18 protein-coding genes are annotated in these 16836 nt (G+C 70.0%); 9 read left to right on the top strand and 9 right to left on the bottom strand.

Annotated features, from left to right (window positions below):
* Window positions 1-965 (top strand): chitinase (locus tag Raf01_RS45955; RefSeq protein ID WP_203924482.1); only part of this gene is annotated, 965 nt, incomplete at its 5' end.
* An 86-nt stretch (window positions 966-1051) separates the two neighbouring features.
* Here Raf01_RS45955 and Raf01_RS45950 read toward each other — a convergent pair.
* Complete coding sequence (locus Raf01_RS45950) at window positions 1052-3121, bottom strand: glycosyl hydrolase family 18 protein (RefSeq protein ID WP_239134512.1); 2070 nt, start codon at window positions 3119-3121, stop codon at window positions 1052-1054.
* A gap of 162 nt (window positions 3122-3283) precedes the next feature.
* On the opposite strand from Raf01_RS45950, the gene Raf01_RS45945 reads away from it, so the two are divergent.
* From Raf01_RS45945 to Raf01_RS45935, 3 genes are all read left to right on the top strand, one after another.
* On the top strand, window positions 3284-3793 hold the full coding sequence (locus Raf01_RS45945; RefSeq protein WP_203924481.1) for an EXPERA domain-containing protein: 510 nt from the start codon (window positions 3284-3286) through the stop codon (window positions 3791-3793).
* Window positions 3790-4566: an SDR family NAD(P)-dependent oxidoreductase gene (locus tag Raf01_RS45940; protein WP_203924480.1), complete on the top strand. Its 777-nt coding sequence runs from the start codon at window positions 3790-3792 to the stop codon at window positions 4564-4566. The genes Raf01_RS45945 and Raf01_RS45940 overlap by 4 nt, the downstream gene beginning before the upstream one ends.
* Before the next feature lie 63 nt (window positions 4567-4629).
* A complete protein-coding gene (locus tag Raf01_RS45935) occupies window positions 4630-4923 on the top strand; it encodes a GNAT family N-acetyltransferase (RefSeq protein ID WP_373319774.1) in 294 nt (97 codons plus the stop codon).
* On the opposite strand, the gene Raf01_RS45930 is transcribed toward Raf01_RS45935, so the two are convergent.
* Genes Raf01_RS45930 through Raf01_RS45920 form a run of 3 tightly spaced genes read right to left on the bottom strand, consistent with a single transcriptional unit; the run spans window position 4924 to window position 6006 of the window.
* The gene (locus Raf01_RS45930) at window positions 4924-5187 is read right to left on the bottom strand and encodes a DUF4235 domain-containing protein (RefSeq protein WP_203924478.1); all 264 of its coding nucleotides are present in this window, start codon (window positions 5185-5187) and stop codon (window positions 4924-4926) included.
* Between the two features lie 7 nt (window positions 5188-5194).
* The gene (locus tag Raf01_RS45925; protein WP_203924477.1) at window positions 5195-5539 is read right to left on the bottom strand and encodes a DUF3618 domain-containing protein; all 345 of its coding nucleotides are present in this window, start codon (window positions 5537-5539) and stop codon (window positions 5195-5197) included.
* Window positions 5536-6006 (bottom strand): phage holin family protein, encoded by a 471-nt coding sequence (locus Raf01_RS45920; RefSeq protein WP_203924476.1) that lies wholly within the window; start codon window positions 6004-6006, stop codon window positions 5536-5538. Before Raf01_RS45920 ends, Raf01_RS45925 begins: the two co-directional genes overlap by 4 nt.
* A gap of 174 nt (window positions 6007-6180) precedes the next feature.
* On the opposite strand from Raf01_RS45920, the gene Raf01_RS45915 reads away from it, so the two are divergent.
* Window positions 6181-6405 (top strand): hypothetical protein, encoded by a 225-nt coding sequence (locus tag Raf01_RS45915; protein ID WP_203924475.1) that lies wholly within the window; start codon window positions 6181-6183, stop codon window positions 6403-6405.
* 27 nt (window positions 6406-6432) lie between these two features.
* Here the strand turns inward: Raf01_RS45915 and Raf01_RS45910 are convergent, their stop codons facing one another.
* On the bottom strand, window positions 6433-7104 hold the full coding sequence (locus tag Raf01_RS45910) for a DUF6962 family protein (protein WP_203924474.1): 672 nt from the start codon (window positions 7102-7104) through the stop codon (window positions 6433-6435).
* 219 nt (window positions 7105-7323) lie between these two features.
* On the opposite strand from Raf01_RS45910, the gene Raf01_RS45905 reads away from it, so the two are divergent.
* Window positions 7324-8340 carry a TIGR04222 domain-containing membrane protein gene (locus Raf01_RS45905; protein ID WP_203924473.1) on the top strand — a complete coding sequence of 339 codons (1017 nt, stop codon included), beginning with the start codon at window positions 7324-7326 and terminating at the stop codon, window positions 8338-8340.
* A 94-nt stretch (window positions 8341-8434) separates the two neighbouring features.
* On the opposite strand, the gene Raf01_RS45900 is transcribed toward Raf01_RS45905, so the two are convergent.
* The 3 genes from Raf01_RS45900 to Raf01_RS45890 form a co-directional block, all read right to left on the bottom strand.
* Window positions 8435-8698: a DUF6244 family protein gene (locus tag Raf01_RS45900; RefSeq protein WP_203924472.1), complete on the bottom strand. Its 264-nt coding sequence runs from the start codon at window positions 8696-8698 to the stop codon at window positions 8435-8437.
* Window positions 8699-8735: 37 nt separating this feature from the next.
* Window positions 8736-10382 carry an alpha-amylase family protein gene (locus Raf01_RS45895; protein WP_203924471.1) on the bottom strand — a complete coding sequence of 549 codons (1647 nt, stop codon included), beginning with the start codon at window positions 10380-10382 and terminating at the stop codon, window positions 8736-8738.
* A 113-nt stretch (window positions 10383-10495) separates the two neighbouring features.
* On the bottom strand, window positions 10496-12421 hold the full coding sequence (locus Raf01_RS45890) for a putative Ig domain-containing protein (RefSeq protein ID WP_239134511.1): 1926 nt from the start codon (window positions 12419-12421) through the stop codon (window positions 10496-10498).
* Between the two features lie 330 nt (window positions 12422-12751).
* On the opposite strand from Raf01_RS45890, the gene Raf01_RS45885 reads away from it, so the two are divergent.
* Window positions 12752-14320, top strand: coding sequence for an AAA family ATPase (locus Raf01_RS45885; RefSeq protein WP_203924470.1), 1569 nt, complete (start codon window positions 12752-12754; stop codon window positions 14318-14320).
* Here Raf01_RS45885 and Raf01_RS45880 read toward each other — a convergent pair.
* Window positions 14282-15400, bottom strand: a complete 1119-nt coding sequence (locus tag Raf01_RS45880) for a glycosyltransferase family 4 protein (protein WP_203924469.1) — start codon at window positions 15398-15400, stop codon at window positions 14282-14284. The genes Raf01_RS45885 and Raf01_RS45880 overlap by 39 nt on opposite strands.
* 257 nt (window positions 15401-15657) lie before the next feature.
* Here Raf01_RS45880 and Raf01_RS45875 point away from each other — a divergent pair, with 257 nt between their 5' ends.
* Both Raf01_RS45875 and Raf01_RS45870 read left to right on the top strand, forming a co-directional pair.
* A complete protein-coding gene (locus tag Raf01_RS45875; RefSeq protein WP_203924468.1) occupies window positions 15658-15984 on the top strand; it encodes a YbjQ family protein in 327 nt (108 codons plus the stop codon).
* 157 nt (window positions 15985-16141) lie between these two features.
* Window positions 16142-16819 carry a FadR/GntR family transcriptional regulator gene (locus Raf01_RS45870; RefSeq protein ID WP_203924467.1) on the top strand — a complete coding sequence of 226 codons (678 nt, stop codon included), beginning with the start codon at window positions 16142-16144 and terminating at the stop codon, window positions 16817-16819.
* Window positions 16820-16836 lie beyond the last annotated feature (17 nt).

Raw genomic sequence — 16836 nt, 5'->3', positions numbered from 1 at the left:
CCCCACCACCCACCACTCCCCCGCCGACCAGCCCACCGCCCACCAGCCCACCTCCGAACAGTGGCCCGCTGCCACGTCACGAGCTGACCGGGTACTGGCAGGACTTCACCAACACCGCCAGGCCGCTGCGCCTGTCCGACGTGCCGACCAGTTATGACGTCGTCGATGTCGCGTTCGCGAACGCCGATCCCGGCCAGGCCGGCGCGGTCACCTTCGCCGTGGACTCCGGCCTGTCCTCCGCGCTGGGCGGGTACACCGACGCGAACTTCCGCGCCGATGTCGCCACCCTGCACGCACGGGGCCAGCACGTCGTGCTGTCGGTCGGCGGTGAGAAGGGCAGCGTCTCGGTCTCCAGTTCCGGCGCGGCGACGAACTTCGCCAACAGCGTGTACGCCATCATGACCAGCTACGGCTTCGACGGCGTCGACATCGACCTGGAGAACGGCGTCAACCCGACGTATATGGCGCAGGCGCTGCGTTCCCTGTCGAGCAGGGTCGGCAGCCGCCTCATCATCACGCTGGCGCCACAGACCATCGACATGCAGTCGACCGGCGCCGCCTACTTCCAGCTGGCACTGTCCATCAAGGACATCCTGACCATCGTGCAGACCCAGTACTACAACTCCGGGTCGATGCTCGGCTGCGACCAGATGTTCGCCTACGGCTCGGGTACCGAGAACTTCCTGACCGCCCTGGCCTGCATCCAGCTGCAGAGTGCGCTGCGCCCCGACCAGGTCGCGCTCGGGGTACCCGCCTCGACGCAGGCCGGTGCCGGGTACCTCGCCCCGGCCACCGTGAACGCGGCGCTGGACTGCCTCGCCCGGGGTACCAACTGTGGAAGCTTCGTTCCGCCATCCACCTGGCCGGCCGTCCGTGGCGTGATGACCTGGTCCATCAACTGGGACGCGTCCAACGGATACGCGTTCGCCAACGCGGTCAAGCCGCACCTGGCCACGCTGCCCTGATCCATCCACGGGGGTTCCCCGGGGGGAAGGTGCGGTGGGGCGGAGTTCACTCCGCCCCACCGCACCGTCTTCGCGGACGTGACGAATCAGCTCACCGAGAAGTCGTCGGCGTGGTAGGCACCCTGCGCGTACCAGCCGTGTACCCAGACGGTGACCGAGGTGGTCGACGGGCCGGTGGTGAACCCGACCGACAGTTGGGAGTACGCCCCGGAAGTACCCGGTGTCCAGGTGCTCGGGTCGGAGGTCCCGGTTCCGGTGACTCCAATGTACACATAAGAACCGTTCACCCAGCCCCGCAACGTGTACGTGTGTCCGGGCGACACGGCGATCGTCTGCGAGCACTGTGCCGTGTCCGAACTGCTCACCGCGCCGGCCAGCGCGTGCGTGCCGGCGTGTACCGGACTGCCCACCACGCTGCAGTTGGCCCCGGTCCACGGGGACAGCGATCCGGTCTCGAAGCCGCCGTTGACCACCGCGCCGCTGCCGCCGCCGGTCGGTGTCGGGCTGGGCGAGCGCGACGGCGTCGGTGAGGCCGACGGAGTGCGGCTCGGGCTCGCGCTCGGGCTCGCCGAACGGCTGCTCGACGGCGACACGCTCGGCCTGCTGCTGCCGGACGGCGTGACGCAGGTCGCCGTGCTGCCGTTGACGTCGTTGACCACGTCGTTGAACAGGGTGGTCGCCGGGTCGAGGTCGTACAGCGAGAACATCATCGCGCCGGCGTACCCGTTGCAGTGCAGGTAGTCCACTTTGGCCTTGATGGACTGCGGTGAGTCGCCGACGTAGAGGGTGTTGCCGTCGTAGAACCAGGCGGCCTGGGTCAACGGGTCGTAGAAGGTGTCCGATGGGTTGGCGACGATGTTGGTGATCTCCTTGTACATCGCCACTCCGGGCACGTTGCCGGACAGCGTGTACCCCTGCGACGGGCCGGCGGCCTGCTGGTACAGGCCGTGGTTGCTGCCCGCCGGTACCCCGGTCCAGCCGCGGTAGTAGAACGGGAACCCGATGGTGGCCTTGTTCGCTGGGAAACCGCCCGGGATGCCGTACGCCGAGGCACCCTGGGTCCATGCCCTCATCGCCTCGTCGATGCTGTACTTGCCGGTGCCGGGCGCGACCGGGTTCATCGGGTCGTTGGGCGAGGTGAACGTCGGATCCTGGAAGTTCGTCGGGCCGGTCGGCTCGAACCCGCCGTGCATGTCGTAGGTCATGATGTTGCCGAAGTCGAGGTACTGGCCGATCCGGTTGGTCTGGATGTACTTGATTTTGTCCTGGCCGGACGGCAGGGCGGCGGTCAGCGCGTAGTGCTTGCCGCCGTGTGCGGCACCGTACGCGTCGAGTTCGCTGCGGAACTCGGCCAGCAGCGCGGTGAAGTTCGCCGGGTCGTTGGTCGGGTCGACGTGGTTGCCCAGGTGTCCGCCGCTCGATCCGGGGTACTCCCAGTCGATGTCGATCCCGTCGAAGATGCCGGCGGCGGTGCCGGGGCCGCCGTACCCGCCGGATGCCGGGATGTTGCCGGCGATGAACATGTCGATGCAGGAGCTGACGAACTTCTGCCGGCTGGCCGCCGTCTTCGCGGCGTCGGAGAAGTACTTGGAGTAGGTCCAGCCGCCGATGGACAGCAACACCTTGAGGTTGGGGTGCTTGGCCTTCAACTGCTTGAGCTGGTTGAAGTTCCCGGCGATCGGCTGACCGAACACGTCGGCCACGCCGCTGACGCTGGTGCTGGCGTCGAACGTCTTCTGGTAGTCGGCGAACTGATCCTCGGCGCCGTCGCCGGCATTGGGATCGCTCTCCCCGCCCGGGTCGGGGTCGGTCGCCTTGGTCGCCTCGAAGCAGGTGAGGTTGGTCGGGTCGATGTTCTCGAAGTCGTAGAGCATGTAGTCGAGCTTGCCGGCCGCGCCGGACGTGTCGACGTTCTTGAGGTAGTAGGCGTTCTGGTAGATCGACCACTGGTCGTAGTAGGCGATCTTCACGCCGCCACTGGTTGCCGCGTGGGCCGCGGAGTTGCCCGTGAGCAATGCCGGTACCGCCGCCGCGAGGGCGACCAGCGCGCAGATCAGCGCCGCTGCGGGCGCCCGCCTGGATCCGGATCGGGGCACGGCGGGTCGGGTGTCCCCGCTCCGCTGGCGGCCCCATTCCGGGAGAATCGCTGCTCTCACCGCTGTCCCCTTCCCATCGGGTTGGCCGATTAGTAAAGAAACCTTAATGTTCGATAGTTAATATTGATAGCAGTCTTCGTCTCGATTAACAAGAGCCAGTTGATTGACGAGAGCCACGTGGACGCTCTACCGATCGGGGCGCCACCATGCCAGAGTGTTCGCGTGGATCATGTGCCGCTGCGCCGCCGTTGGTACGACGCAATATTCGTGGCGTTCTTCGCGATCAATGTCTGTTTCGTCACGTACATCATTGACCTGGAGCAGATCGCCATCCCGGACACGAGGCACTTCCGGTACCCGGTCTGGCCGCCGCACCCACTGGTCGACCTCGTGCACTGGTACGGCAACAAGTGGGACCCGCTGCTGATGGCTAGGCCGCCGTTCTGGAAGATGACGATCTGGATCGATGTGCTGTTCTTCGGGCCGTTCTACCTCGCCGGCATCGTGGCGTTCATCCGCGGCCGGGACTGGATCCGGGGCCCGGCGCTGGTCTGGTCCGGCATGATGCTGTCCAACGTGCTGATCCTGCTGAGCCAGGAACGCTTCGGGCAGTGGGCGACCCCGCACTTCGGCATGGTGCTCGCCGCCAACCTGGCCTGGCTGGTGTTCCCGCTCGCGATGATCTGGCGGATGCGCCGGGACCGACCCTTCTCACGATTGGTGACGACATGAACAGCGGATTTGCCAGCAAGTACGGGCCGTGGGCGGTGGTGGCCGGTGCGTCCGAGGGCATCGGGGCGGCGTTCGCGACCGGCCTGGCGCAGCGCGGCGTCAACCTCATCCTGGTGGCCCGGCGCTCCGAGCCGCTCACCGAGCTCGCCGGCCGGCTGCCGGTGGAGTCGGTACCGGTCGCGGCAGACTTGTCCACAAAGGACGGTCTGGACGCGGTGTTCTCCGCGGCCGAGGGCAAGGCCGTCGGTTCGCTGGTGTGCAACGCCGCGTACGCGCCGGTCAGCCGGTTCCTGGAGCTGACCCCGTCCCGGCTGGAGACCCTGCTGGACCTCAACTGCCGAGCTCCCCTGCTGCTGGCCCGGCACTTCCTGCCAGACATGGTCGCCCGCGGCAGCGGCGGCGTCATCGTGATGAGTTCGCTGGCGGGCAACCAGGGATCGCCGGGACTGGCCGGGTACGCGGCGAGCAAGGCGTTCGGCGCCGTCCTCGCCGAGAGCCTGTGGGCCGAGCTGCGTTCCACCGGGGTGGACGTGCTCGCCTGCGTGGCGGGTGCGGTGAGCACTCCCGGGTACCACGAATCGATGAAGCGTCCGGCACCCGGGACGGTGACGGCGCAGACCGTCGCGGAGACCGCCCTGAAGTCGCTCGGCCGCGGCCCGCGGGCGGTGCCCGGCGCGATGATGCGGGTCAGCTCGGTGCTGATGAGCCGCCTGCTTCCGCGCCGCACCGCGATCCAGGTGATCGGAAAGGCGTCGTCCGGCCTGGCGCAGTGACCGGTCCCTCCCATGGCAGCGTCGAGCCCGTGATCGCGTGAGGCCCGTGGCAGCATGGGGATCGTGAACATCACCGTGCGGGACAACCCCGAACAACACCGGTACGAGGCGGTCGCCGACGATGCGGTCGCCGGCATCATCCAGTACCGGGACCGTCACGACGGCGCCCGGGTGTTCCTGCACACCGAGACCATGCCCGACTTCGCCGGCAAGGGCGTGGCCAGCGTGCTGGTCAGGCAGGCACTGGAGATGGAACGGGAGCGACGGCAGATGGTCGTACCCGTCTGCCCGTTCGTGTCCGCCTTCCTGGAGCGCCACCCCGAGTACAAGGACGTCACAGAACGGCCGACGCGGTAGCTAACCGGGCCACTCACCGGTCAGCCGCCGTACCCCCTGGGCCGTGCCTCGGTCGAGCGCGGCCCGCACGATCGCGAAGACCAACCCCTGGAGCGCGGCCGCGGCCAGCACCTCGCCCCAACCGCGCTCCTCGTCCAGCGCGTCCGGCGTACCCTCCTTGCCCGGAATCAGCCGCCACACCTGCTTGACCACCATCCCGGAGATGGCGCCGGCGGCCACCCCGACGAGCATGCCCACCGGCCGGTACAGCAGTTGTTTCTTCATCGCGACCTCACCCCCGCCGGCGCCAGATGGTCAGCCCGGCGGCCAGCACGACGAGGCCCGCCGCCGCCCCGATCAGCAACGGCCAGCGCGAGCCGACCGTGCCGGAGACCCGCTCCCGGGAGCGGCCGACCCGGTAGGCGAGGTCGCTGTACCGGTTCTGTGCCACTCCCCGCATCCTGGCCTTGACCTCGTCGGCCTTGTCCTGGGCGCGGGCCTTGACGTCCGCCTTCGCGGCCAGCGCACTGACCGTCTCGCCCAGCGCGGCCCGGGTCTGCTCGATCTCGGCGCGCAACGCGGCGCGGCGGTGGTCGAGGCTCAGCGACGCCGGGTCGAGGCCACCCTCGGCACTCATCGGTTCTTCCGGCTCTCGACGGCCGAGGTGACCGCGCTCAGGTCGCGGCGCGCGCCGTCGACGGCCGCCTCCGGTACCGGCGCACCCACCTGCTTCACCTGCGAGCGCCCGGTGATGGCCATCAGTCCGGCGATGGCCAGCAGCAGTGCCCCGATCACCATGGCCGCGCCCCAGTCGGGCATCACCCGGGCGAGCAGCAGTACGCATCCGGTCAGCAGCCCGAACACTCCGTACAGGCTGATCACTCCGGCGCCGCCGAACAGTCCGGCGCTCTTGCCGGCGTGACCGGCCTTGTCGATCATCTCCGCCCTGGCGAGGGCCAGTTCATCGCGGACCAGCGTGGAGAGTTGTTCGGACCCGCGGCGGATCAGCTCCGCGGTGTTCAGCGACTCGATCGGTCGGTTGCCGTCCGGGTGCGCGCCGACCGCCTCCGTCGCGGCGGCCGGCGCTGGAGGAGACTCGGACATCTTCGCCATTCGCCCCAGTTGCCCCGGGTTGTACCTGATAAACCCTCAGATGCGGATGTTTGCCCCATCCGGCGGCCTACGGGAGTCCCCGCACGTCAACGGCCGATTCACCGATCATGGCCCGGGTTGATCCCCGCCCCTCAGAGATCGACGGCCCCCTCCATAATCTGGGACATGAACCTGAGCCCCAAGTGGCTGCGACCGGCGCTCCTCGCCGGGCTGGCGGCGGCTGCCCAGGTTCTAGCAGGCTTCGCCGGGGAACCGACCACGTTCCAGGTCATCTGCCTCGAAGCAGCGGTGGGCCTGTCCGTGTGGGCCGTGATCCCCGGACCGGGGTTTAAAAAAATCCTCGAATGCTTTGTCGCACAATCGACAAACGAATCGGGCGAGGGACCTTGACGGGCTAGATCGGTCTCTCGGCTCCGGTCAGCCGGCCTGGACCGCGGTGCCGGGCTCGCCCTGTGGAGCCCCGGACAGGTCGGCTTCGGAACGGCCGCGCAGGAGCGCCCAGTAGAGCAGCAGCATGCCGCCGACCTGGGCGAGGTGATAGGTCGAGGTCGGGTCAAGATCGATCCAGTGCGTCACGCCCGGGCTCAACGCCTGGGTCGCGCCGGCCGCGCCGCTGGCCCCGATCGCCACGAGCACCGGCCAGCCGAGCGGGTGGTGCCGGTAGGTCGCCCAGCACCAGAGCGCCAGCACGCTGGCCATGGTCAGGCCCTCACAGGACATCATCGAGGCCACCCCGGCATGGCCGGTGGCAGCGAGCATGACGTACGCGACCAGGCCGATCGAGCGCAGCAACCAGAAGGTACGCGCGTGGCCGGTACCGAGCACCTCGACGACCGTACCGGCGAGAATGTACGACACCGCGACGACCACGAGCACACTGATGATGGCCCAGCTCACGCTTCCCCACCGGGACCACCGCACCAGGACGGCGTGGTGCACGGAACCGGCCAGCGCGGCCACGGCCGCCCAGCCGAACGCCGACACCCAGGGCCGGGGCACCCACGGTCGGCGGCGCAACCGGATCGTCAGCGTGGTGACTACGAGCCCGAGCAGGAAGTCAGTCAGCGACTGAGCGGGTTGGGCGAGCACATTAGCACGTTACGCCGGTTCGTCATCGATGAACCATGGGCGCCGCGCGACCACCCGAACGACCCACACGCCGGACAACCGTCGGCTCGGGCAACCGTCGGCTCGCACAACTGCCGGCTCGGGCGCCGTCCGCTCGGACAACGGTCGGCTCGCCGAACGCGGGCCGGGAGTTGCGTCGCCCGCACACACTGGTCCCATGAGCGTGGTGCGGAGGTGACAATGAGTGGCGGCCTGATCCTCGCGTACGCCGTGCTCGTCGGCGACGCCGTCGTCGTGGCCAACACCGTTGCCGCCGGCCACGCCGTCATCGCCGGCACCGCCGTGGTCGTGGCCAACGCCGCGCTCATCGTCAACGCCGCGCTCATCGTCAACGCCGTCCTGCTCGCGGTCGCGGTCCCGCTGCGCCTCCGGTTCCCGCTACGCCGCCGCACCGCACGCGACCTACGCCCGACCGAGGTCGCCCTGCTGCGCTCCGGGCCGGCGGCAGCCGTCGTCACCGCTCTGGTGCTGCTGCACGCCCGGGCCGCCGTGGACGCCGCGGCACCGGGCACGGTACGACGCAGCGGCGGGCTGCCGCACGGCTGTGACCCGCTCGCCCGGCTGGTGTACGAATCGCTCACGCACCCGGTCGGCCCGCGCGAGTTGACCACCCGTGGCTCGGTACGCGGCGGCCTCACCGACCTGGCGGCCGGACTGGCGGGTGCCGGCCTGATGCTGCCCGTCCGGCGCAGGTACGCGCTGCGGACCGTGGCGGTCGCCGCCGCCCTGTCGACCGTCGTCGGGTTGCTGGTCGTCGCCGGGCTGTTCGGAACCGGCGGGGCGGACGTTGACCGGGTGAGTGCCGGCGGGGTGGATCCGGCCGCGGCGATGGGCGGGCACCCGACGCTGGCCGCGGTGGCGCTGCTCGTGCTGGCCGCGGCGGTCGCGGGACTGGCGTTGCTGCCCGGGCGCACCGGCGCCGGCCGGCGCCTGATGCGCAGGCTGCGCAGGCGGCACGCCGACCTGACTCCAGAGCATGGACCCGACGCCGCCGACTGGTCGCCGCAGGCACACGGCCTGGCCGTCGCTCTCTACGGGGCGGACGCGTTGCGCCTGACGTTTCCCCGGTTCGCCGCGCAGGGCGGCCTGTTCGCGGCGTCCCGGCCCGGTGGGCGCGGCGACCGCGGGGACCGCAGGCCGCCGGGTCCGCGCCGTACCCGATCCACTCGCCGGCCCGAGCCCACCGCGGTCCGCTGAACGCACCGCGCTGGTCGCCCTTCCGCCCCCACCCGCGGCGGGTCTCAGAAGCGGCCGGAGCCTCAGAAGCGGCGGAGTGGCGGGACGGCGGGCCTCAGAAGTCGCCCAGGCCCTGAGCCTTGTGGATGGTCTCCTGGACCCGATCGCGCGCCGCACCCGAGCGGGACGCCTGCGCGGCGGCCGCGCGGAGCGTGTCGATCAGCCCGAGCAGCGGCCCGGCCATCCCACCCTGGAGGGCATCGCCGACCAGTGCCCGTGCCTCGTCGAAGTCCTGTGCGGCCGAAGCGGCCTTGGCCTGGCCCTGCTCGAGCTTCTGGAGCGCGGCAGCCAGCCGGGTGACGATCTCCTGGGTACTCATCAGAAGGGATTCTGCCGCACCGGCGGCGTACCGGTGGTCAACCCACCGGGTTGCGGTGCAGCCGGATCCACCGGTACCCGTAGCCGTCCAGTTCCAGCTTCGCCAGGCCGTCGACGTCCGCGTACTCCTGGTTGCCGAACACCTGGTTCGGATGGTCCGCCTCGGCCGCCAGCCGGCCCAGATCCAGCAGTACCGGCTCGGTACCCAGGTTGTGCAGGAACAGCATGGTGCCGGTCGGCCCGTCCGCCCGGTGCACGAGTACCGACGCGGGAAGCTCCAGGTCGACCGGGCTGCACCGGCCGGCGCCCACCTCGGGGCTCTCCCGCAGCGTACGGATCATGCGCTCGAACCAGGCCAGTAGCGAGCCGGGATCGTGCCGCTGATCGGTGACATTGACACTCCGGTACCCGTACCGGCCCTTCGCGACGACCGGCCGGACCGGCTCCGCGGACGTGGTGAAGCCGCCGCCCACCTGGTCGGACCACTGCATCGGGGTACGGATCGCCTCCCGGCCGGGCAACGTGAGGTCGTCGCCCATGCCGATCTCCTCGCCGTAGCGCAGCACCGGTGTGCCGCGCAGCGTGAACTGCAGCGAGTACGCCAACTCCAGCCGGCGCCGGTCGCCACCCAGCATCGGGGCGAGCCTGCGACGGATGCCCCGGTCGTAGAGCCGCATGTTCTCGTCCGGCCCGAACTGGGTGAACACCTCGGCACGCTGGTCGGCGGTGAGCCGGGACAGGTCGATCTCGTCGTGGTTGCGCAGGAAGGTGGCCCACTGCCCACCCGCCGGCAGCGACGGCGTGCTGCGCAGCGCCTCGACGATCGGCTCCGCGTTGCTTCGGGCGAGTGCGAGTACCAGCCGGTCGTTGAGCAGGAAGTCGAACATCATGTGGATGCGGTTGGTCGACCCGCCCCGGTCGCCGACGTAGTGCACCAGTTCGTCAGGGGCGACGTTCGCCTCGGCCAGCAGCACCGCGTCGCCGGCCCGCCAGGAGACATGCTGGCGCAGCTCGGTGAGCAGCTCGAAGTCGTGCTTCGGGTCGGTCACGTCGGGCTCGGTCAGCTCGATGATGAACGGCACCGCGTCCATCCGGAACCCGGCCACGCCGAGCTGCAGCCAGAAGCCCATGATCTTCTTGACCTCGGCCCGGACGGCCGGGTTGGCCATGTTGAGGTCCGGCTGGAAGTCGTAGAAGCGGTGGTAGTACCAGGCGTGCGCTTTGCGGTGGTACGACCAGGTCTCCCTCTGCTCACCGGGGAACACCATGCCCTGGTACCGATCGGACGGCTCCTTGTCCGACCACACGTACCAGTCGCGGTACGGCGAGTCCGCCGACGAGCACGCGGAGACGAACCACGGGTGCTCGTCGGACGTGTGGTTCACGACCAGGTCGATGAGCACCTTGATGCCCCGGTTGCCGGCCTGGTGCAGCAGTTCGGCGAAGTCGCCGAGGGAACCCAGCCGGGGATCGACGGTGTAGAAGTCGGTGATGTCGTACCCGCCGTCCCTGCGCGGCGACGGGTGGATCGGGTTGAGCCACAGGCAGGTGACGCCGAGCCGGGCCAGGTAGTCCAGCCGGCCGATCAGGCCCCGGAAGTCACCGATCCCGTCGCCGTCCGAGTCCTGGAAGGACTCCGCCTCCAGGCAGTACACCACGGCCTGCTCGTACCAGCGCTCACTCATGCGCGGACAGTTCCCGCCACCGGCTGCCGCCCAAACCATCCGCTCAGATGGCGCACCGGGCCCGGGGGTCGCCCCCGGGCCCGGTGGAGTTGCCGTACTGGTGGAGTAACCGGTCAGCTCACGGTCAGCGCCGTGTCGTCGATGACGAACGAGGTCTGCAGCGAGGAGTCCTCGCTGCCGCTGAACGAGATGGACACGGTCTGGCCGGCGAAGCTGGCCACGTTGAACGACCGCTGCGTGTACCCGGTGGCCTTGTTCAGGTTCGAGTACGTGGCCACGGTGGTCGAACCGACCTTCACGGTCAGCGTGTCGTACTGCGTCGTCGTGGTGGTCTCGGACGAGTCGATGTGCAGGTAGAAGCTGAACGTGTAGGAGCTGCACCCGGACGGGATGCTGACGGTCTGGCTCAGCGTGTCGGTGTGCGTCGTGCCGTACCCGTCGAGCCACGCCTTCCAGGAGCCGGAGTGCGCCGCCTCACCGGAGCTGTTGTCGACGACACCAGCGCTCGCCGTCCACGGGGAGGCGCTGCCGGTCTCGAAGCCCGGGTTGCCCAGCTTCTGGCCGGCCCCGGTGCAGCCGCCACCGCCGGTCGGGTTGATCGTCCAGGTGAACGACGCGCTGCCGCTCTGGCCGCCGCTGGTGGCGGTGACCGTCACGGAGTAGGTGGCGGCCGTGGTCGGGGTACCGCTGATGACGCCGGTCGACGAGTTCAGCGACAGCCCGCTCGGCAGGCCGGACGCGGACCAGGTGAACGAGCCGGTGCCACCGGAGGCGGACAACGTCAGGCTGGCCGGGGTGCCCACGGTGCCGGTCTGGTTACCCGGGTTGTTCACCGAGACGCCGCCGGTGCCGCCACCAGCCGTGAAGGCGGCCGTGCCGTTCGGGGTACCGAGTCCGGTCGGCCCGTCCCAGCCGGTGCCCGAGGTGCACATCGGCGACCCGCAGGAGCCGTTGCTGCCGCTGGTCACGTCGAACAGGTTGCCGGTGTGCGCGTACGGGTAGGAGGCCGGCTGGTCCGAGGAGCCCGGGGTACCGGCGAGTGCGTACACGGCCGCGATCTGCGGGGCGGACGCGCTGGTGCCGCCGTACACCTCCCAGCCGCTGCCGCCGTACGTCTGGTACACGGCGAGGCCGGTGTTCGGGTCGGCGACCGCGGACACGTCCGCCTCGGCCCGACGGGAGCAGCCGGTGGTGACAGTCTGGAACGTGGGCTTGGCGTCGTACGAGGAGCAGCCCGAGCCGGCGCCGTTCCACGCCGTCTCCGTCCAGCCGCGGGAGTTGCTCGCGGTGCGCAGCGAGGTGCCGCCGACCGCGACGACGTACCGCGAGGTGGCCGGGTACTCGGCGCCGTTGCCGTCGTCGCCGGAGCTGACCGTGATGGCCACGCCCGGGTGGTTGAAGTGCGAGTCGTCGGTGGTCTGGCCGGAGTACTCGCCACCGCCCCAACTGTTGGACACGTACTTGGCGTGCGCCGCCGCGTAGTCCTCGGCCGCGTACAGGTTGGCGTCGCTGGGCGAGTTCGCCTCGACCAGGAGAATGTGGCAGCTCGGGCAGATCGCCGAGACCATGTCGACGTCGAGCGAGATCTCACCGGCCCAGCCGCTGTCCGGGGAGGGCAGCGAGGTGGTGGATCCGTTCTGGTTCACCTTGGAGAAGCAGCCGTTGGCCGTGGTGCAGGCCGGCAGCCCGTACTGCGAGCGGTAGGCTGCCAGGTCGGACGCGGCGTTCGGGTCGTCGTACGCGTCGACGATCGCGACCGTGGCGGTGGTGCTACCGGCCGGGAGCTTGTACGCGCTCTTCAGGTCGGACGGCCCGTAGCCCGAGGGTGCCGCGTTCGGGGCGACGGTGTGCGCGTTGGCCATATCGGTACGGCGCAGGGCGAAGCAGGTCATCTCGTGCGCCTTGGCGCTGGCGCAGCTGTGCGTGTAGCCGGGGGTCGCGGCGGTGGTCGCCGCGGACGCGGGTGCCGCGGCCAGCACACCGGCGGTGAGTACCGCCGCAGCGCCGATCGCGACGAGCACCGGGGGTCTAACCCGCATGTTCTCCTCCAATGCAGGGGTCACCAGGATGGTTCCGGGGATCCGTGCTCGTGGCTCACCGGATTCCCCCCTCCATTGATGGCTTTAACTGAGGTAAGACCACGCACAACCCACACAGCCGACCCACTTGTTTCTCGCAGGAGTCTTAACTTTCCCTGTGACAAACACATCTAGATATGTAAAACTCTTGCAACAACGTCAACACAGCGTGCCTGCCCACCGGGTGTTTGGAACGGTGCCACGGGTACGCCGACCGGCGCCCACCCGTCGCACCCGGGCGGTCCCGCCAAGCACCAACCGGTAGGTCATCGTCGACCGTGGGGAGGCGTCATGCCGGCGCAGGAGTGGGAGGACTCCTTCGGCACCCTCCTGGCCCGGCTGCGCCGGGCCGCGGGGCTGACTCAGGAGCAGTTGGCCGACCGAGCGGAACTCTCGGTGCGGGCAATCAGCAGTCTGGAATGCGGCAGCCGCCACCCCCGGCGGCTGACCCTCGACCGGCTGGCCGCCGCGCTGGACCTGACCGGCGCGCAGCGCACCGGCCTGCGTTCGGCCGCGGCGCACGGCCGGCGGCGCACGGTTCCGGTCGGCGCTCTGCTGCCCATCGCCGGCCCGGCCGGCCCGCTGGTCGGCCGGCGCACCGAACTGGCCGAGCTGCACGCGCACCTGACCGGGAACGGTTCGGCCGTGCTCAGCTACGACGGCGAGGCCGGCATCGGCAAGTCACGGCTGCTTGCCGAGGCCATCGCGCTGGGTACCCGGATCGGGATGCCGGTGCTGGCCGGAGTCGGCCGGCGGGACAGCGATCCGTACTCGCCGCTCGCCGCCGCGCTGGCCGATCACGTCCGGCGTACCCCGCCCAGCGCGCTGGCAGCCATGCTGCGCGGCTGTGCCGGGCTGGAGTTGTTGTTGCCGGAGCTTCACCCCGCTGTGCGCGGCCGGAGCCGGGTGGCGGAGGCGAGCCCGGACCCCGCGGCACCGTCTGAGCGCAGCCGGAGCCGGTTTGTCGCGGAGGCGAGCACAGACCCCGGAAACCGCGGGTCGACAGCCCCGCAGGACCGCCGGCTGATGTTCGAGGCGGTCGGCCGGTTCCTGGACAACATCGCCGGCACCGGCCGTCTCCTGCTCGTCCTCGACGACCTGCACTGGGCCGGGCCGGACACCGCGGAGCTGGTCGCGTATCTGGTCCGCCGGTGCTGGCCGTACCTGCGGGTGGTCACCGCGTGCCGCACCGGCGACGTGGTACCCGGGACGCCGCTCGCGCTGTGCGCCGCCGATCTGGCCCGGCTGCACCTGGTACGCGGGCGCCGGCTGGCCCCGCTGACCCCGCCGGAGGCGGACGCGCTCATCACCGCGACCGCGGGAGAGGCGACGCTGTCCGACTCCGCGCGCGCCAGGATCGCCCGGCTCTCCGGCGGGCTGCCGTTGTTTCTCGTCGAGCTGACCCGCGCCACCCTCGACAGGCAGGCGGTCCAGGAACAGGCGATCAACACTCAGACGGTCAACACTCAGACGGTCGACGGGCGGGCTGTTGACGGGCGCGCGGCGGAGCCCGGATCGACAGTCGCCGGGCAGGCGGTGCCGTGGCACCTGCGGATGGCCGTGGTGCACCAGCTCTCCGCGCTGCCGGAGCCGGTGGTGCTGCTGCTGCGCCGGATGGCGCTGGCCGGCCCGACGGTCAGCGTCGGGCAGCTGGCCACCGACGAGCGCGACGCCGAGCTGGTGCTCGACAAGCTCGACGCGGCGCGACGGTACCGGATCCTGGACGAGACCCGTTACGGATTCAGGTTCCGCTACCCACTGGTGCGCGAGATCCTGGCGACCGGCATGGGGCCGAACCGCCGGCGGCTGTGGCGTTCCGGGTCAGCCGACGTACGGCATGCGCCGGTCCGGACGGCGTAGCACCGGTACCGGCTGCGGCCGGGAGTCGACCATGCGCCGGCGCCGGCCCGGGATCATCGCCGCGTCCACCGCTTCCAGGTAGACCCGCTCGTACCGGCGAGCCATCAGCGGCGCGGAGAAGTTGGCGCGCACGTGCGCCACGCAGTCGGCCGGGTCGATCTCGTCGATCCGGTGCAGTGCCGCGGGCAGGTCCTCCGGGCGACCGCGTACCCAGCCGGTCAACCCGTCCCGGATCAGCTCCGGTACCGCGCCGCGGCTGAGCGCGACCACCGGGGTGCCGACCGCCATCGCCTCGATCATCACCATCCCGAACGGCTCGTCCCAACGGATCGGCATGATGAGGCAACGGGCCTCGGCGAGCAGTTTGTCGGTGACTGTCCGGTCGGCGTCGGCGAGCAACTGGATGTCGTCGTCGTCGCGCAGCATCGGCCGGATCTCCTCTTCCAGGTACTTGGCCTCGCTCGGCTCGCTCGCCTTGCCGGCCAGTACCAGCGGCAGACCGGCCTCCCGGCACGCCTGGATCGCCAGGTCCGGCCCCTTGTCCGGGCTGAACCGCGCGAGCCACAGCACCGGACCGTCGTGCCGCTGCGGCGCGTCGACCGGATCCACGTACGGCAGGGCGTTGTGCACCGTCGCGGCCCACGGCAGGCTCGGGCGCGACTGCCGCTGGGACCGGGAGATCGCGACCAGACGCACGCTGTCGCCCAGGGCGTCCAGGAAGTCCCCGAGATCGCTGTTCACGATGCCGTGCACGGTCACGACGGTGGGGGCCTTGCGCATGGCGGCCGTGACCGGGCCGTCGGTCGTGTGATCGTGGACGACGTCGTACTCGCCCTCGCTCATCAGCTTGTTGACTCGCGCGGTGTGCACCAGAGCGGGCAGCAGCTGGCCGAGCCGGGCGTGCTGCAAGGACGGGTTGCTCGCGATGAAGTGAGAGGCGGCGGTGCCGGTTCGCGAACCAGCGCCGAACAGCGTGACCTCGTGGCCCCGGGCCACCAGCGCGTCCACCAGTGCACCGGCGATGACCTCGACGCCGCCGTACCCCAGCGGTGGCACCTCGTACCAGGGTGGAACGACCATGGCGATCCGAAGGCGTCGGTGTCCTCGATGCGGGGGCTCCAGTGGTGATTCGGTCACGGTCAGCCTCTTTTCTTCCGCACTGAGCTAGCGCCCCTGCGGTTCGATTTGTGGCTCCCGCACCGGTACCCGCGATAATCCGGCTGTAACGTTGCCGGCTCCGAGGGCCCCCACCGGCTCGACAATGCCACCCAAATCCACCCAAATCGCCGTACAGTGGAGAGGTGACGCGCACAGCGCAGAAAACCCGGGGGTAAGGAATGGCCGCCGTACTGGTGGTGACCACGGAGGAGATTCCGGGGTACCGGATCAGCGCTGTGATCGGCGAAGTGATCGGCTCCATCGCCCGACTGAGCAATGCCTTCACGGAAGGCATCCGGTCGCTGGACGGCAACCTGAACCCGAAGCGGTCGCGGGAACTGACCCAGTGGCGAAAGGACGCGGTGACAGAAATGGTCGAACAGGCGCGGCAACGCGGCGCCAATGCGGTTATCGGCCTGCGCTTCGACAATCGCAACATCAGTACGGCCTGGGCGGAAATCTGCGCATACGGGACGGCGGTGAAGGTGGACCCAGTCAACGACTGAGTTCATGGGTTCATCGGCGGGTCTCGTCGCCGGGTGTGCGCGCGACGCGCCGGCCGGATCGGCCGTTCCCCGGCCATCTCGACACGTCCGGCCACTCCGTCTCGGGCGTCCTCAAGCGCTAGGATGGCGCGAATCATCCTATGTATGAGGGGGCCCCTTGGCAGTCACCGACGAGGCGATCGACAAGATCAAAGATATGATCGTCTCCGGCGAACTGAGCCCGGGCGATCGGCTGCCCAAGGAGGCGGACCTGGCCGACCGGCTCGGCCTGTCCCGCAACTCGCTGCGCGAGGCGGTCAAGGCGCTGTCGCTGATTCACGTGCTCGACGTGCGGCAGGGCGACGGCACCTACGTCACCAGCCTCGAACCCCGGCTGCTGCTCGACGCGATGACGTTCGTTGTGGACTTCCACCGCGACGACACCGTGCTGGAATTCCTTGAGGTACGGCGGATTCTGGAGCCGGCCGCGACCGCGATGGCGGCGCTGGCGATGGCGGACGCCGACGTCGAGCAACTCCGCGCGGTCCTCGACGAGCTGCCCGCCGCACCGAGCGTGGAGGCGCTCGTCGCCAACGATCTGGAATTCCACCGCCGGATCGCGCTCGGCTCGGGCAACACGGTGCTGTGCTCGCTCATCGAGAGCCTGTCCGGGCCGACGACCCGGGCCCGGATCTGGCGCGGCCTGACTCAGGAGGGCGCGGTGGAGCGCACCCGAGAGCAGCACTCGGCGATCTGCGACGCGATCGCGGCCCGCCAGCCGGAGCTGGCCCGGTCCTGGGCCACGGTCCACGTGGCCGGCGTCGAGGAGTGGTTGCGCAGGGCCCTGCAGGACTGACCGTGGGGGGTGGCCCC

Source organism: Rugosimonospora africana, from assembly GCF_016862975.1.
Classification (GTDB): domain Bacteria; phylum Actinomycetota; class Actinomycetes; order Mycobacteriales; family Micromonosporaceae; genus Rugosimonospora; species Rugosimonospora africana.
Note: the sequence above shows the minus strand (reverse complement) of the source record. Positions and strands in the feature narration are given on the sequence as shown.